The organism is Metapseudomonas boanensis (assembly GCF_018704125.1).
Classification (GTDB): domain Bacteria; phylum Pseudomonadota; class Gammaproteobacteria; order Pseudomonadales; family Pseudomonadaceae; genus Metapseudomonas; species Metapseudomonas boanensis.
Window position 1 is genome coordinate 27,790 of sequence record NZ_JAGTIS010000018.1, and the last position, 17,534, is coordinate 45,323.

9 protein-coding genes are annotated in these 17,534 nt (G+C 61.8%); 5 read left to right on the plus strand and 4 right to left on the minus strand.

Annotation, left to right across the window (positions count from 1 at the left end; genetic code table 11):
* Positions 1-321: 321 nt before the first annotated feature.
* Positions 322-6,354 (plus strand): retention module-containing protein, encoded by a 6,033-nt coding sequence (locus J7302_RS22895; RefSeq protein WP_215380134.1) that lies wholly within the window; start codon positions 322-324, stop codon positions 6,352-6,354.
* Positions 6,355-6,617: 263 nt separating this feature from the next.
* On the opposite strand, the gene lapD is transcribed toward J7302_RS22895, so the two are convergent.
* From lapD to J7302_RS22915, 4 genes are all read right to left on the minus strand, one after another.
* Positions 6,618-8,564 (minus strand): cyclic di-GMP receptor LapD, encoded by a 1,947-nt coding sequence (gene lapD, locus J7302_RS22900; RefSeq protein ID WP_215380137.1) that lies wholly within the window; start codon positions 8,562-8,564, stop codon positions 6,618-6,620.
* A 3-nt stretch (positions 8,565-8,567) separates the two neighbouring features.
* Positions 8,568-9,263 (minus strand): cysteine protease LapG, encoded by a 696-nt coding sequence (gene lapG, locus J7302_RS22905; RefSeq protein ID WP_215380139.1) that lies wholly within the window; start codon positions 9,261-9,263, stop codon positions 8,568-8,570.
* A 75-nt stretch (positions 9,264-9,338) separates the two neighbouring features.
* The gene (locus tag J7302_RS22910; RefSeq protein ID WP_215380142.1) at positions 9,339-9,740 is read right to left on the minus strand and encodes a YbaN family protein; all 402 of its coding nucleotides are present in this window, start codon (positions 9,738-9,740) and stop codon (positions 9,339-9,341) included.
* Between the two features lie 13 nt (positions 9,741-9,753).
* Positions 9,754-10,341: a UPF0149 family protein gene (locus J7302_RS22915; protein WP_215380145.1), complete on the minus strand. Its 588-nt coding sequence runs from the start codon at positions 10,339-10,341 to the stop codon at positions 9,754-9,756.
* Positions 10,342-10,477: 136 nt separating this feature from the next.
* Between J7302_RS22915 and recQ the strand changes: the two genes are divergently transcribed.
* From recQ to J7302_RS22935, 4 genes are all read left to right on the plus strand, one after another.
* Positions 10,478-12,601 (plus strand): DNA helicase RecQ, encoded by a 2,124-nt coding sequence (gene recQ, locus J7302_RS22920; RefSeq protein ID WP_215380147.1) that lies wholly within the window; start codon positions 10,478-10,480, stop codon positions 12,599-12,601.
* A gap of 260 nt (positions 12,602-12,861) precedes the next feature.
* Positions 12,862-13,296 carry a MarR family transcriptional regulator gene (locus J7302_RS22925; protein WP_215380150.1) on the plus strand — a complete coding sequence of 145 codons (435 nt, stop codon included), beginning with the start codon at positions 12,862-12,864 and terminating at the stop codon, positions 13,294-13,296.
* On the plus strand, positions 13,296-14,708 hold the full coding sequence (locus J7302_RS22930) for a DHA2 family efflux MFS transporter permease subunit (RefSeq protein ID WP_215380153.1): 1,413 nt from the start codon (positions 13,296-13,298) through the stop codon (positions 14,706-14,708). The genes J7302_RS22925 and J7302_RS22930 overlap by 1 nt, the downstream gene beginning before the upstream one ends.
* A gap of 260 nt (positions 14,709-14,968) precedes the next feature.
* Positions 14,969-17,083: a FimV/HubP family polar landmark protein gene (locus J7302_RS22935; RefSeq protein ID WP_215380155.1), complete on the plus strand. Its 2,115-nt coding sequence runs from the start codon at positions 14,969-14,971 to the stop codon at positions 17,081-17,083.
* The last annotated feature ends 451 nt before the right edge of the window (positions 17,084-17,534 follow it).

Consider the following 17,534-nt stretch of genomic DNA (forward strand, 5'->3'; position numbering starts at 1 on the left):
GAAAAATTCTTATGCGCTCGTCGGAAATCACGACATCTTCAGATCCAGTAGCTCCCGTTTTTTGAGGCCTATGGCCCGCTTCGGGGATGCGAATCAAGGTCAGGCACAGTTAAAGAAATGCTCAGGGCGGAAACCCTTTGATGGAGTAGTGCGGTGTCAAGGTGATTGACGGTTTTTTGACGATATCCCCTTCGACGTCGTTCTTTTTCGGCCATCTGGCATTTCTTCTTCGCGTACCGTCAGGTTCAGAAGGTGCTGCGACCCTTGTGTATGGGGATTCGGCGCTGTCTGGCTGACAGCAGCGGTACGGAGGAAGGACGCATGGCTAGGGCATTCGGGATCGTCAAACAGGTCATTGGCGAGGTCTTTGCGGTTGCAGGCGACGGAACCCGTCGGCTACTCAGCGAAGGTGATCGGGTATTCGTAGGGGAGCAGCTGGTCACGGGGCCAACCGGTGCAGTGGCGGTGGTCCTGGATAATGGCCAGGAGCTGACCCTGGGCCGTGACAGCAGCATGCCGCTCAATACGTCCATGCTGGCGGGCACTCCTGCAGAAGGATCGGCTGGTGAGGCCGCTCCGACCGTACCCAGCGAACAGGACCTGACTGACGCCCTGCAGCTGCAAGCAGCGATCGAGGCGGGCGTCGACCCGACCCAGGTTGCCGAGGCAACAGCAGCTGGCCCTGGCAGCGCCAGAGGAGCGAGCTCGGCAGGCGGCGGCCACTCATTCGTGCTGCTTGGTGAGGTAGGCGGGGCGCTGGACCCCACCATTGGTTTCCCTACCGGTCCTATCGGTTTCGTGCCGCTGTTCCCCGATCCTGAGCCCATTATCGGTGCAGACGAAGAACCTGAGACTGCCGTCGTTCCCGTAAACGGTGTACCGCTGGCCAATAACGATGGCCGCTCGGTGTCGGAGGACCATGACGGCGTTCAGGGCAATGTGCTGGATAACGATGACAGCGGACCTGACCTGCCCTTGAAATTCGTCTCCTGGAACGGTTTCGAGAACGCTGTTCCCGGACCCAATGGCAGCTTGCTGGTTTCGACCCCATTTGGCGTGCTCACACTGGGCGCTGATGGCGGCTATAACCTCGTGCTCGGTAAAGGAATGCCTGATCTGGAGGGGCTGATGGACGGGGAGACCAGAGAAGTCTCCGTTGGATACACCATTCAGGACGCCAATGGAGACCAGAGCTCAGCCTTTCTGAACGTCACCATTACCGGCAGCAATGATGGCCCGAGGGTGGTCGTCAGCTCGCCGAACAGCGCCGGGGAGCTGGTCCAGGTTTTCGAGCGTGGGCTGGAGGGGGGCTCCGCTGCGAATGATGGCAGCACGACGACCACCGGGACCTTTACCGTCAGCGATGCCGATGGTTTGCGGGACCTGGAGAGCCTGAACGTGGGCGGCATCACGCTTGACCTCACTGTCGTGAGTCTTGGCAGCCTGGTGGGGCAAGGCTTTGCTACCGCTCACGGCACTGTGCAGGTCACCGGCTTCGACCCCGGCACGGGCACATTCAGCTTCATGTACACGCTCACCGAAGTCACCACTGATGGCGCCGGGCCGGAAGCCGACGGTTTTACCGTGACGGTCAGCGATGGCCAGGCGAGTGCCACGGCCAATGTCAGCATCGAGATCGTCGACGATCTGCCAAAAGCAGTCGACGACAGCGGTTACACAACGCCTGAAGATACGGCGGTCACGGTCAACGTACTGGCCAACGACACGCGCGGTGCGGATTCACCGACCTTGCTGGTGGCGGCGCAACTCATGGGTGGTAACGGCACGCTGAGTTTCTTGCCCAATGGCGCAGTGACCTTTACCCCTGCGATGGGTTTCGAAGGCGTGGCGACCGTCCTCTATACCATCCGCGATGCCGATGGTGACGAATCGCAGGCAACGCTGAGCATCACCGTAGCGCCGGATTCGACTCCGATAGTGAGCACGCCGGACGTCAATGGCGATGGCGATACGGTGTGGGAATCGGCGCTGGCCGATGGCAGTGGCGGCGGCACCTTGACCACCAGTGGCGCCTTCCAGATCACCACGGGGGGCGACACCCTGAAACTGCTGGAAGTGCTGGACAAGGACGGCAACTGGATCGCGATCACTAGCAACAACACCCTGGTCAATGGCCAGTACGGCGTGCTGTCGGTGAACCCCGATGGCAGCTGGCAGTACACGCTGAGCGACAACACCCTGGACCACACCGACAGCTCGGTGGTCGATGGCGATTCGGATCGTGGTGCGGCCGACCAGGCCCTCGACCCATTCAAGGTGCGGGTGACCGATTCGGACGATGATGTGTCGCCGGAGGCGACGCTGACCATCAAGGTCAACGACGACGGGCCCACGGCGGTTGACGATGGTGCTCTTACCGATGAAAACACGGCGCTGACCGTCAACGTGCTGGCCAATGACGCGCGCGGAGCGGATACGCCGACGCAACTGGTGGCGGCGCAACTCACGAGTGGTAGCGGCACGCTGAGCTTCTTGCCCAATGGCGCAGTGACCTTTACGCCGGCGGTGGGTTTCGAAGGCATGGCGACCGTCCTCTATACCATCCGCGATGCCGATGGCGATGAGTCGCAGGCAACGCTGAGCATCACCGTAGCGCCGGACTCGACCCCGACGGTGAGCACGCCGGACGTCAATGGCGATGGCGATACGGTGTGGGAATCGGCGCTGGCCGATGGCAGTGGCGGCGGCACCTTGACCACCAGTGGCGCCTTCCAGATCACCACGGGTGGCGACACCCTGAAACTGCTGGAAGTGCAGGACAAAGATGGCAACTGGATCGCGATCACCAGCAACAACACCCTGGTCAATGGCCAGTACGGCGTGCTGTCGGTGAACCCCGATGGCAGCTGGCAGTACACGCTGAGCGACAACACCCTGGACCACACCGACAACTCGGTGGTCGATGGCGATTCGGATCGTGGTGCGGCCGACCAGGCCCTCGACCCATTCAAGGTGCGGGTGACCGACTCGGACGATGATGTGTCTCCCGAGGCGACGCTGACCATCAGAGTCAATGACGACGGCCCCAGGGCGAATGACGATGGCGGCTACACAGCTGAAGACACGGCCGTAACCGTCAACGTGCTGGTCAACGACACGCGTGGCGCGGACTCGCCGACGCAACTGGTGGCGGCACAACTCACCAGTGGCAGCGGTACCGTGAGTTTCCTGCCGGGCGGCGCGTTGACCTTTACCCCGACGGCGGGCTTCGAGGGCGAGGCGATTATCCTCTACACCATCCGCGACGCCGATGGTGATGAGTCGCAGGCCGAACTCTGCATTGGTGTCGGGCCGGACTCGACCCCGACCGTGAGTACACCGGACGTCAATGGCGATGGCGATACGGTGTGGGAGTCGGCGTTGCCGGAGGGCAGCGGCGGCGGAACCTTGACCACCAGCGGTGCGTTCGTGATCCAGACCGGCAATGACGGCGTGAAACTGCTGGAAGTGCAGGACAAGGAAGGCAACTGGATCGCGATCACCAGCAACAACACCCTGGTCAATGGCCAGTACGGCGTGCTGTCGGTGAACCCCGATGGCAGCTGGCAGTACACGCTGAGCGACAACACCCTGGACCATACCGACAATTCGGTGGTCGATGGCGATTCGGATCGTGGTGCGGCCGACCAGGCCCTCGACCCATTCAAGGTGCGGGTAACCGACTCGGACAACGATGTGTCTCCCGAGGCGACGCTGACCATCAGAGTCAATGACGACGGCCCCAGGGCGAATGACGATGGCGGCTACACAGCTGAAGACACGGCCGTAACCGTCAACGTGCTGGTCAACGACACGCGTGGCGCGGACTCGCCGACGCAACTGGTGGCGGCACAACTCACGAGTGGCAGCGGTACCGTGAGTTTCCTGCCGGGCGGCGCGTTGACCTTTACCCCGACGGCGGGCTTCGAGGGCGAGGCGATTATCCTCTACACCATCCGCGACGCCGATGGTGATGAGTCGCAGGCCGAACTCTGCATTGGTGTCGGGCCGGACTCGACCCCGACCGTGAGTACACCGGACGTCAATGGCGATGGCGATACGGTGTGGGAGTCGGCGTTGCCGGAGGGCAGCGGCGGCGGAACCTTGACCACCAGCGGTGCGTTCGTGATCCAGACCGGCAATGACGGCGTGAAACTGCTGGAAGTGCAGGACAAGGATGGCAACTGGATCGCGATCACCAGCAACAACACTCTGGTGACGGGTAAATACGGCGTGCTGTCGGTGAACCTCGATGGCAGCTGGCAGTACACGCTGAGCGACAACACCCTGGACCACACCGACAACTCGGTGGTCGATGGCGATTCGGATCGTGGTGCGGCCGACCAGGCCCTCGACCCATTCAAGGTGCGGGTAACCGACTCGGACAACGATGTGTCTCCCGCGGCAACCCTGACCATCCTGGTCAACGACGATGGCCCGGTTGTCCTGGAACGCAGCGATCTCGTCTACGCCAACTCCAGTAATCCGGCCACGGGCGGTACCGGTATATTCGACTACACCATCGGTGCCGATACCCGGACGACCTACAGCGCCTCCAACTCCGATTTCTCGACCATTTCCCTCACCGGGACCGTCGGTACGGCGCTCATTTCGGCAGCCTCCGTGACCTGGCTTTCGGAGAGTGACACCCAGGCGGTGTTCAGGGTTCAGTTCAGCTACGATCCCGATCCGCTGCTGGCGAACACCCCACTTAGCCAGGCCACAGGTACCCTGACGTTCGACAAGGTTGCAGGCACCTACACCATTAAGCTGGACGCACCGATCGAGAGCTTCACCTCGGTTACCACCAGCAATACCCTGAGCACGGAAAGCTACGACCTGGTCGGTAATTCCCCCTCGCAGCCCGAGATCGTGATTTCGAAACTGTCGGGTGATTTCTACGTGAGGTTCACGGGGGCCGCTCATACCAGCCAGAGCCCCCTGAGCACGACCGGTGGCGACACGACGCTTTCTGCAGGCGATGTATTCACGGCCAAGCAAGCCTGGGTCAGCATCTCGAGCAATACCAACGGTGTGGACAGCGCCACCGTGCAGCCGGGCGAAGTGCTCAACATGGACTTTTACCGCAGCAGCCCGGGTAACAATCAAAACCCAGGCCCGGGAGATGCGCGAGCCAGTGGCATGTACCTGAAGCTAGACCAGCTGACCGGCAAGGAAGACTTCGTGGTCTTGCTGAAATTGGTGGACCCGGACGACAACTCGGTCACCACCCGGGCGATCCTGGTCGACTACGCCGACATCTACCTGCCAGGTGAAGCGAATCCCTATGGCATCACCTTCGCCGATGGAACTGACGGCGTGGTTATCATCGAAGGGAACGACTACAACGCTGCGGGAGAGAACTACCTCATCTACGGTGCGCAGTTGCTGACTTCAACGGAAGCGATCACCGGCTACGGGATCAACCTCAACCGCAACACCGGACTCACCGGCGGCTCATCGCTGGCGTTGGCGTCCCTGGTGGCGTTCGAGGCCAATGCGGGGTCAGTGGCCGATACCGCTGACCAGGATGTGATCAAGTTCGTCGACATCGGCTTGGTCAACATCCAGACCAAAACCCAAGTCACCAATCTCGACTTCGACTTCTCGCTGGTCGATGCCGATGGCGACACGACCAGCCCTCAGGTGCTTGAGGTAGCTATCGTCGGTGGGTCTTTCTTCACCGGGACCTCGGACAACGAGGTCATGCAGGGCACATCGGGCAATGACGTATTCGATGGTCTGGGCGGTGGGGACATGGTCAGCTACATGCATGCCACTGGCGCGGTAGTTGTGAGCCTCGCCACCACGGCGGCGCAGAACACCGGTGGTGCAGGTAGCGATACTCTGATCAACATCGAACACCTGACGGGGTCGTCCCAGGGCGACACCCTAATCGGCAATAGCGGCGATAACCTCCTGGCGGGGCTCGCCGGCAATGACACCCTGATCGGTGGCGATGGCGACGACTGGCTGGTGGGAGGCCTGGGCGCCGATACCATGACCGGTGGCGCGGGCACGGATACTTTCATCTGGGAGTCTGGGGAACTGGGAGGCGGTGTCGACCACATCACCGACTTCACCGTGGACACCAATGGCGTCAACTCCGATGTCCTTGACCTGTCTCACCTGTTGAGTAGCGTGGGCGAGAATCCGGCCGAGTTGCAGAACTACCTGGACTTCGCCTTCAGCGGAACCACCACCAGCGTGTCCGTGAAAACGGCCGTCGATGGGCCGGTGGAGCAGCAGGTAGTCCTGGACAATGTGGACCTGTCGGCGCTTTACGGCTCCACCAATGAGGCCACCATCATCACCAACATGCTCGACGACAACGCATTGAAGGTGGATGTGTAGGGCGCTCACTGCGCGCTATGCCCGGAGCAGCCACCACTGATTTCGTTTGCGAGAGCTGGTGGCTGCCTGGTTGAAAGGTGCATCCCGAGCAGCCCCAAGGGCGGGCTGGGCGGCGCTCCGCTTCAGCCCGCCAGCCAGTTCGATCCTGGGCTAAGGCTCACTCGACATGGCTCCGCGCCCCAACTGCGGGTTGTTGGCAATAGCTCAGGCGGACAGAGCGAGGTTCCTCACCGCATCAGTTGCCAGACAGGAGAGGGGCTCGATCAGCCCTGCCAAGGTGCGGGACTACCGACCAACCTGCCCATGGCTCCCTGTATTCCCAGTTCCCTCAAGACCACCAACTCGCCCTCGGTTTCCACCATCTCCGCGATCAGTGGCAGGTCGATGCTATTGGTGGCGCGGAACAGCGCTTCGATGAACAGGCGCTTGTCGCTTTCCTTGTCGATGGCACGGATGTACGTCCCGTCGATCTTCAAGTAGGCCAATCCCAGGTGCGTGAGGTTGCCAATCAGGCTGAAGCGGCCTCCGAAGTGCTGCAGCCCGAGGTTGAAGCCAGTTTCACGAATGGACTGGCTGAGTTGCTCCAGTTCGGCGGCTGGGGGGAGGTGGCGCTCGTCCAGCTCCAGGGTCATCAGAGCGGCGGATTTGGGATGGGCTTTCAGTAATGCGAGCAGGCGCTCGCGGCTGGCACTGTCACGCAGACTAACGGCAGACAGGCTCAGGGCGATGGGCGCCGGGTATTGCTGGAGATGTGCCAGCGCATGCTCCAGCATGGCCAGGTCAAAGCGCGCAGCCCAGCCGAACCGCTCGATCCAGGGCAGGAAGCGGCCAGCCGCGATGGCTCCGCCTTGCGGATCGAGCAGGCGGGCGAGCACTTTGTGGTGGAGGACGGCGTTGACTTCGACACAGCTGCTGACTGGCTGGAAGTAGAGTTGCAGCTTGCCTTTGTTCAGGGCTTCGTCGATCCAGTTGTGCCAGTCGTGCAGGCTTTGCCCGTGGCCGGCGTCGAAGTCGTCCAGGCGTTCCCAGGGCTTGTCGGGATTCTGCGAGGCCTGCGCCAAGGCTTGGTCAGCGCGCCCGATGACGCTGGCGGCCTCCTCACCGGGGCGGAACGCAGCGATTCCGAGATGGGCTACCGGCGTGCAATCGCTGGCACCGGTGCTGTAAAGGTACTCAAGGGCCTGGCTGAGTTCCGTGGCGATCCGGTCGGCGTCCTCACCGACCATGCCGGGGGCGATCAGGGCGAACTCACCGCCGCGGCTGCGTGAGGCCAGCCAGTCAGGTGAGCCTGAACGCTTGAGCAAATCCTTGAGCTGTTCGCCAATGTCGTGGATCAGCGTGTCGGTGCGCTGGCCGCCGAGGCGTTGGTTCAACCCGCCCAGGTCGTTGACTCTGAGCAGCAGCAGATAACCAGCAGCATTCTGCTCGCTGGGCACCAGGTGGTTGGCCAGGTGGATGTCGAACTGGCGGCGGTTGGCAAGGCCCGTGAGGCTGTCCTGATAGGCTTCCTCGCGCAACCGTTCACTGCGGGCAGCTTCTTCGGCGAAGAGTGCCTTGAGCTTGTCGACCATCTGGTTCATGGCCAGCACCACGCGTTTCAGTTCCGGTGTCCGTGGCACCCGGCCGAGCGTGAGGAACTCGCGGCGACTGATGGCTTGGGCCTGCTGGACCATGTTGTCCAGCGGACGCAATTGCGTGCGCAGCAGCCACCCTCCGAGCAGGGCACTGACCAGGCCGCAGAGCAGCAGCCAGAGGAGGCTGCCCACCGCGCTATCCCATAACTTGGCCAGGGCGAATTGAGGATGGCTTACCACCTCGACTCGCGCTGCCTGCTCCCATCCGCGCATGATCAGCGCATCCCCGCCCTGGGGGCGGATATCCACCAGGCGCACGAACCAATCAGGCACCTGGTCCGAAGTGACCGTGGTGCGCCGTTCGGCGATCAGGCCGCTGTCGGAAATCCTTACCACTCGGATACTGGCGAAGTAGCCGCTATCGAAGATCGAGCTGACCATAAGCTCGATCATCGCCGGGTCGTCCACATGCGGTGTCATCGACAGGCCGAGGGCGGTGGCGGCGTCCTGGGCGTGGGAGCGCAACTGGCTCAGCAACTGCTCGCGGGAGCTTTCCACGCCGGCGATGAAGCTCCCCGCGAAGGCCAGCCCCAGGAGCAGGCAGATGGCCAGGAACAGTTGCTTGAGTAACGACATACGCTATCCCTCTCCTATGGCGAAGCCTTCGGCCCGCATCTTTTTCAGCAGGTCTTGCCAGCGCGACAGTTTTTTCGTGTCCCCGGCGCGTTTGTTGCCGGTGTAAAGGCCTTCGGCATTGAAGGCATACACCGGCAACAGGTCGTTGCGTTGCGAGGCGGGGCGTATTTCACCGATCAGGTTGTCCAGTACCAGCGGGTCGGCAGTGGGGCTCTTGTAGTAGGTGAGCACCATGTGCGCCTGGTTCTGGCGCAAGGCTTTGACGTAGGTGATGCGCAGTTTCTCGGCAGGGACGCCGAGGCGGCGCAAGGTGAAATACTTGGCGATGGAGTAGTCCTCGCAATCGCCCGAGCCTTTGATCAGGGCTTCGACAGGGGTGGCCCAGTAGTCGTTGGAGCGCCAGGTACGGATATCATCGGTGAAGTGCAGTTGCTGATTGAAGAAGCTGTTCACAGCGCGGAGTTTGTCGCTCTCCGCCAGCTCACCACTTCCCTGGATCAGGTCACTCCAGGCAAGGATGCGTGACTTGGCCGGGCCTAGCTCGCCGTAGCGACTCTCCGCGTTTTTCAGGATCAGCGTGAAGTCCCAGTTGGCCGAGAGGCTGGCGAGGGTGAGTAACAGGCCGAACAGCAGGCTGGCTATGGGCCATGCCCGCTGCGAAGGTCGCAGCAATCCATCTGCAAGCCGCCTCAGCCGCATCAACCACCTCTCCATCGGGAATTCAGAGAGTCTAGGCGGACCTGCGCAATTTCGCCGCTGGCCAAGTGGGCGTTATCAGCTGTTGTGAAGTGTCTTCTGGCGCAGGATGTAAATAGTCACGAGGACCGCGCTGGTAAGCATGAACGCGCGGGCCCAGGGCATGGGCACCAGATAACAGGAGAGGGTGATGCTGGCCCACATCAGCGCGAGCGCATAGACCTTGCCCTTGAGCGGGATGCCATTACCTTCGAGGTAGTCCCGAATCCAAGGGCCCAGATGAGGATGGTCGACCAGCCACTGATAGAAATGGCGGGAGCTGCGCACGAAGCACGCCGCAGCCAGCAAGAGAAATGGAGTGGTAGGGAGTACCGGCACGAAAATGCCGATCACTCCCAGGACGACGCTGAGCCAGCCTATGCAGAGCAGGGCTACACGCAGCGCCGGATGGCGCAGCATCACGATATCGCGGTGCGCCATCCGCGCCTGGCCCTCAGTGGTGACGGGGCTTGAGCAGGGCCGGTTTCTCTTCGGGAGCATGACAGAGCAGGAACAGCGCGGTGAGCAGTTCAGGAATCTGCTCGATCATTTCGTCTACCAGATGGCGGTCCTTGGCGATATCGGCGAACTCGGGTTGTTCGTCGAACAGGCCGGAACCGACCATGATCGGCAGCAAGAGCTCGCTGACTTCCTCTTCGGCATCCTCGAACCAGGTTTCTTCGCGCAGGAAGACGCCCTCCATGAAGCCGATGCACCAGCCACGCAGGTCGGAGTCGTCCGGATCATCACCCAGGTCAAGGTCGCATGGCAGCTCGGGGTCCTCATCGCTGGCCAGCTGACGAGCGATATGGGCCTTGAGTTGCAGCAGGGTGGCCTCGATCTCGTCGCGCTCGGCGTCGTCGCGGTAGTGCGGCGGCTCGGCGAACAGGGCGTCGATCCATTCGCGCTCGGGCACTTGGTCCGGGCAGATCGACAGGGCGGTCAGGTAGCCGTGGGCGGCCACATAGTCCAGAGCCTCCTCGTGCAGCTCATCAGCATCGAGAAAGGCTTGCAGGCGGGACAGTTGCTCAGCGAAGGACATCGTGGGACTACCTTGAGGAATAATCGACGTTGAATTCTAGTCGAGTGCGAGGCGCGCGGCAAAAGGCATAGCGATGGGCGTGGGCGTTTTGCCTGCGTGGCTGACGTATAATGCCCGGCTTGTTCCGGAGACCCCCATGCTCGATCAGGCTCAGCGCATCCTCAAAGACGTATTTGGTTATGACGCTTTCCGCGGTAATCAGGCCGCGATCATCGAACGCGTCGCGTTGGGCAACGATGCCTTGGTGCTGATGCCGACCGGTGGTGGCAAGTCCCTCTGTTACCAGGTGCCGGCCTTGCTGCGCGAAGGTTTGGCGGTGGTGGTGTCGCCCCTGATTGCCTTGATGGACGACCAGGTTGCTACGCTTGACGAGTTGGGGGTGGCAGCGGTGGCGCTCAACTCCACCTTGTCCGCCGACCAGCAGCGCGATATCGCCGATCGCATCCGCCGAGGCGAGATCAAACTGCTATACCTGGCGCCGGAACGCCTGGTGCAGCCCCGCATGCTGGCCTTCCTGCAACGCCTGGACATCGCTCTGTTTGCCATCGACGAGGCGCATTGCGTGTCCCAGTGGGGGCACGACTTCCGCCCGGAATACCTGCAGCTGGGCCAATTGGCCGAACTGTTCCCGAACGTACCGCGCATCGCGCTGACCGCCACGGCAGACATGCGCACGCGCGATGAGATCGTCCAGCGCCTGCACCTGCAGGATGCCGAGCGTTTCCTGTCCAGTTTCGACCGACCGAACATCTTCTACCGCATCGTCGGCAAGGATCAGCCGCGCAAGCAGTTGCTGGGCTTTCTCGCCGAGCGCCGTGGAGATGCGGGCATCGTATATTGCCTGTCGCGCAAGAAAGTGGACGAGGTCGCGGCCTTCCTGTCCGGGCAGGGCTACCCGGCGCTGCCGTATCACGCTGGCCTGTCCAACGACCTGCGTGCCAATCACCAGAAGCGCTTCCTTAATGAAGAAGGGCTGATCATGGTAGCGACCATCGCCTTCGGCATGGGGATCGACAAGCCCAACGTGCGCTTCGTCGCCCACCTCGACCTGCCGAAGTCCCTGGAAGCTTACTACCAGGAAACCGGCCGGGCTGGCCGCGATGGCCTGCCAGCGGACGCCTGGATGGCGTATGGACTGCAGGATGTGCTGTTGCTCAAACAGATGCTGAGCAACTCCGAGGGCGATGAGCGCCATAAGCGTATCGAGCAGCATAAGCTCGATGCCATGTTGGCGCTGTGCGAGGAAACCCGTTGTCGCCGCCAGGTCCTGCTGGCCTATTTCGACGAGGAACTGCCGCAGCCATGCGGGCATTGCGACATCTGTGTCGATGGTGTGCAGACCTGGGATGCTACCGAACCTGCGCGCCAGGCGCTCTCGGCCATCTACCGTAGTGGGCAGCGTTACGGTGTTGGCCACCTGGTCGACCTGCTTCTGGGGCGTGACAACGAAAAGATCCGCAGCTCAGGGCACCAGCATCTCTCTGTGTTCGGCATGGGCAAGGCGCTCTCTGAGGGGGAGTGGCGCACCTTGTTCCGCCAATTAGTGGCGCGCGGTTTGGCGGACGTCGACCTGGAAGGCTTCGGTGGCTTGCGCCTGTCCGACTCCTGCCGGCCGCTGCTACGAGGGGAGGTGAATCTTGAACTGCGTCGTGACCTGGCTGCGAAAGCGCCGAAACCGGCCGCGAGCGCTGCCAGCCAATTGGTGCGTGGTGAGGAGCGCGAGCAGTGGGAAGCGCTTCGCACCCTGCGGCGCAAGCTGGCCGAGGAGCACAGCGTACCGCCCTATGTGATCTTCCCAGATGCCACGTTGCTCGAGATGCTGCGCAGCCGACCGCGCAGCCTGTCCGAGATGGCGCGGGTGAGCGGGGTAGGGGCGCGCAAGCTGGAGCGCTACGGCGAGGCATTCCTCGAAGTGCTCAATGGTGCCGGCGAGCCGCCAAAGGCCGTAGCTGACCTGCGCCACGAGCTGACCAGCCTGGCCCGCGCCGGCATGACACCGGCGCAGATCGCCCGTCAGTTGAACTGCACCGAGAAGAACGTTTACGGCCTACTGGCAGAGGCAATCAGCGAGCAACAGTTGAGCTTGGAACAGGCCCTCGACCTGCCGGAAGAGCTGCTGGGTGAAATCCAGGATACGTTCCTTGATGGTGAAGGTGAGTTGCCACCTGTGGCCGCGGTTGCAGAACTGTTCGCCGGCCGGGTACCCGAGGGCGTGCTGCACTGCGTACGCGCTGCGCTGCAGGCCGAGTTCGAGGTTTGACGGCGCAGCCGCTTCTCAAAACCGCCTGGCTGCTCCTTCTAACCGACCGTGCGCTCTATGAGGGCAAGGCCTTCGGTCGAAACCGGGTCGTGGCGTAGCCGATCGTTTCTGTGAAGCCCCGCGGCGAAAGGGTAAATCGAGTCGCCATCGAGCTCCGTTGAAGATCATTAGTTTGATGTGGCCGGGGCGGGGGGCTTGCCGGCGATCTGAGGCTATGATTAGCTGGCTAATAATTAGATAAAGCAGTTTGAGCCATTTCAATGTCGTACCCAGATCAACACCGTTTTGCCATGCAGCTCGCGCAAATGTCCCGAGCTTGGCGTGCCGAGCTGGATCGCCGGCTCGCTGGCTTGGGCCTTTCCCAGGCACGCTGGCTGGTGCTTTTGCACCTTGCACGTTTCGAAGAGCTGCCAACCCAGCGTGAATTGGCCAAGAGCGTAGGCGTCGAGGGGCCAACGCTGGCGCGCTTGCTCGACAGCCTTGAGGCGCAAGGTCTGGTGCAGCGCATGGCCGTCGCCGAGGATCGGCGCGCAAAGAAAATTGCCCTCTGCCCGCCGGCCCGTCCCCTGATCGAGAAGCTCGAGACGATATCCAGCCAGCTTCGCCAGGAACTCTTCGACGGTATCGACGAAGAGGAACTGCGACGCTGCCAGCAAGTTCACGCACGGATACTGGCCAACCTGGAAAACCTCTGATGGGGCAGGACCTGGAGGCCCTGCGCGGGCGTTTCGGCGCGCGGTATCCGCAGTGGTTGCTAGGCCTCCTGATGCTGGGCAGCATGGCGATGATCCTCGCCTCGACCAGCATCAATGTGGCATTGCCGGCGATCATGGATGACTTTTCCATTGGTCGACCGCTTGCGCAGTGGCTGTCCACCGGGTTCCTCGCGGCCATGACCAGCGGATTGCTCCTCGCTGCCTGGAGTCAGGCGCGGCTGGGGGCGCGGCGTACCGTGCAACTTGGCCTCGGAGTATTCGGCCTGGCTTCCCTGCTGGCCCTGGTGGCCACGTCCGCGTGGCAGCTGATTGCGCTGCGTATCGTCATGGGGGCCTGCGCAGGCATCATCCAACCATTGGCGATGGTGCTCATCTTCCGCGTTTACTCGGAAGGCGGCCGCGGCATGGCGCTCGGACTCTATGGCCTTGGCATCATGATGGCGCCAACGCTGGGGCCTACCATCGGCGGCTATCTGATTGATCACTTCGGCTGGGGTGCGGTGTTCTGGTTGCCGCTGCCGCTTTGTCTGTCGGCATTGGTCGGCGCGCAGTGGCTGATGCCCAGTGACCGAAACCGGCAAACTCCGGGCGTTGACCTGTGGGCGTTTGCCCTGCTGACTATCTCGGTGTTCGCACTGCTCGGCGCCTTGGCCGAGGCGCAGCGATTTGGCTGGCTGGCGCTTGACGCATGGCTGCCAGGCATGATCGGCCTGCTCTGTGGCGGGGCATTCCTGCATCGCAGTCGTGCCAGCAGCCGGCCGCTGCTGCCGCTACAACTATGGCGCCATGCGGCGTTTCGCAATGCGAGTTGGGTGGCGTTGGTGCTGGGCCTTGGCCTCTATGGCTCGACGTACCTGATCCCGCTTTTCCTGCAGACGGTGGAAGGTTACAGCGCTGGCGAGGCTGGCTTGTTGCTGTTGCCGACCGGAGTGGTGCTGGGGCTGGCCTCGTTCCTGGGCGGCTGGCTGAGCGACCGGCTATCTGCAGCGGTGTTGCTGGCCGTTGGGCTCCTGGTGTTTGCTCTATCGTCGGCGGCCCTTGGCGCGGCTGGGACAGGTTCATCGTTCCTGGTCCTGTGCTTTTGGGCGTGCGTTGGAAGGGTCGGGCTTGGTCTGCTGCTGCCGGCGCTGAGCACCGGCTCCCTCGACATACTGAGCCCACAGGAGCTGGCGCTTGGGGCCGGCACCATTACCTTCGTGCGCCAGTTGGGCGGTGCCTTTGGCGTCAACCTGCTGACGTTTTTCCTTGAGTGGCGGCATCTTGCTGCGGGTGGTGATTCGGCCGCCGAAGCCCAGGCCTTCGAGCAGTGTTTCTGGCTTGTCGGCATCCTCTTCATGTCGGCTGTCATTCCCGCTTGGGGCGTGCGGGCAGCCAAGCATCGAAACCGTTGATGCAGGTCATGCACATCGTCGGTTTGTAGCGCTTTTCCGACGAATGAGGCGTAAAATTTCGAACGTATTTGTGGCCAGCTGCCATTATTTGGGCGTCGAGTAAGGAAAGCCCTCAATAAACAGCTGGAAAGTGGGATGAATAAGGAGCATTCGCCCGCTATCATTGTTGTTTCAGGGTCATGAACTCCATATCACTCGAGGATGCCCGGGCAGGGGCTGGAGTGACCAGAAAAACGGAGTTGCATGGCCGGGGAGGATGCATGGCTAGGGTTCATAAGCTCCTGTTGACGCTCGCTTCAGGTTCCGCGCTCTATTCCGGCCTGGTTCCGGCGCTTGGTTTAGGCGAGATCTCCCTCCATTCGGCCCTGAATCAGCCTCTCGATGCAGAAATCGAGTTGCTTGAGGTCGGCGACCTGAACGATAGCGATGTCAGGATCAGCCTGGCGTCCGCCGATGCCTTCGAACGCGCTGGTGTCGATCGTTTCCTGTTCCTGAACGACCTGCGCTTCAGTCCGATCATTCGCGGTTCCGGCAGCCATATCCGCGTGGTTTCGAGCAAGCCGGTCCGTGAGCCCTATCTGAATTTCATCATCGAGGTGGTTCGTCCGAACGGCCGCCTGCTTCGTGAGTACACTTTGTTGTTGGACCCGCCTGCGTCATCTGCCTATGTCGCACAGGCGTCTACACAATACACCCGCTACACGCAGGTTGAGCCGACTGATTCGAAGATCCCGGCTCCCCAATCCAAGGCGCCTCCTCCTGCCAATCAGGGCACTCGCTATGAGGTTGCGCGTGGGGACAGTCTATGGACCATCGCTCGCAGTGTGAGCGCCGGAAGCTCCTTGCCCCTGCAGCAGATGATGGATGGGATCGTTGCCTTGAACCCGCAGGCGTTCGCCGGAGGCGATATCAATCGTCTGAAAGTAGGGCAGTCGTTGCTGTTGCCCGACGCCGCAGTTACAAACCAGCCAGCAGTTGCTGTGCAGGCTGAGCCTTCGCAGTCCGTTCCGAGCGCCAAACCGTCAGCGGAACAAGCTGCGCCTCCGGTTGCGATCCTCGAAACCCAGCAGCGGATGGATTCTGCCCTCGCCCAGGGCGAGGCCGAACGGCAGCAGTTACGCCAGGACATTGCTGAACTGCACGCAAGGATGGAGACCCTGCAGGAGCGACTTCGCAGTAGTGATCAGCAGATTGTCGAGTTGCAGGCCCAGGTACAGCGAGCCGAGTCGGTCGCAGCAGCACCGGTCGACGAACCATCGAGTCCTGTTCAGAACCCGATTGCGGTGATTGCTCCCCCTGCGCAAGCTGCAACAGCAGCGCACCTTTCCGAGCAGCCGGCTTCCCACATCAGCCCATTCTGGTGGGTGACCATGGTCGCGGGCCTGATGACGCTGTTTTTGCTGGACTGGGTGCTGTTGCGCCGCTCTCGTCGCGCAGGCGCTCAACTGGGTATCGAGCCCAGCGAGGCGAAGGACATTGTGCGACCGCGTCTGCATGAAGTGCCGACCGTCGAACCAGCGCAGCCCAAGCCGGTACCTGCGGTTGCCAAGGCACCCGTATCCCTGCGTATCGTTCCGGCACCCGCTGCCTTGGGTGGCGACGATGCGCTGGAAGGGGCCAACATCTACTTTGCCTTTGGACGCTTCAAGGAAGCACTGGAGGTACTGCGTCCGGCCATTGCCCGCGACCCTCAGCGTCTCGAGTTGCGTTATCGATTGCTTGAAGTGCTGGCCGAGCTGCGTGACCCGGTTGCATTCGCCTCCGAGGAAGCCGCATTGCGTGATCTTTCATGTGATGAGAATCGGGTTGCCAATATTCGTGGGCGCCTGGTGGAACTTGGCGCGGCGGAACAGGGCAAGGTCGTCGAGGAACCCCAGTTTGTCCTGGACGCCGAGGCACCTGCGTCGGCAGAGGTCAGCAACGAGGCCATGGGCGACCTGCTATCCGATTTCGATGGATATCCGTTGGATGCTGACTGGGATTCCGTCAGCCCGTTCAAGACTGCCGAGCCCAAGCGCAAGGCAGTCGCGCAGTCTGCACCGCTGGAGCCCATCTCCGGAAATCTCCAAGAGCTGCCAGAAGTCTACGAGTTGACCTTGGAAAAGGACACCTTGAGCCCGTTCGGCGAGCTGGATGCGCTGTCGGAGCCCGATGGGTTGGACGAGTTGACTGATCCGTTCAGGAGTCCGTTGCCAGACCTGGATCTGGACCAGCTCGATGCTCGGCAGGAAAACATCATCAAGCTGAACCTCGCGCTGGCCTATATCGAACAAGGGAATATCGAGGCGGCTTGCAACATCCTCAACGAAGTTATCAGCGAGGGCGACGATCAGCAGAAGCAGGAGGCTCGTGATCTACTCGCTCAGATTGCCTGACGCAATTAGCTAGAACAGAAGACCCGGACTCTCGTCCGGGTTTTTTGTTTTTCAGCCAAGGTTCAGCGATGGCGCATACGGATGTTGCGACCCAGCAAGATACCAAGGTGGCCCGGGCTTCGTTTCGGGAGACGCCGTTCCTCCCTCCAAGGTATTCCTCCGGGATAGGTGGGCTCTGAGCCGGAGAAGCTGTGCTTCGCCCTTTTGGACTTCGCGTTGATCGGCGCCAATCTACCCGGCACCCCTGCCGTGCCCGTATAAGCACCCATCGCTCGGTGACTGGGTCACACCCCACCACGCAACGCAGATAGATGCAAAAAAAAGGTTCATCGCGGAATCTGGGGGAGATGCGAGTTGACAGCCGGATAGCCGGTACTCTCTCTGTAGGAGCCAGCTTGCTGGCGAACATGCGCCATTCGCCAGCAAGCTGGCTCCTACAAGGTTTCGTGCG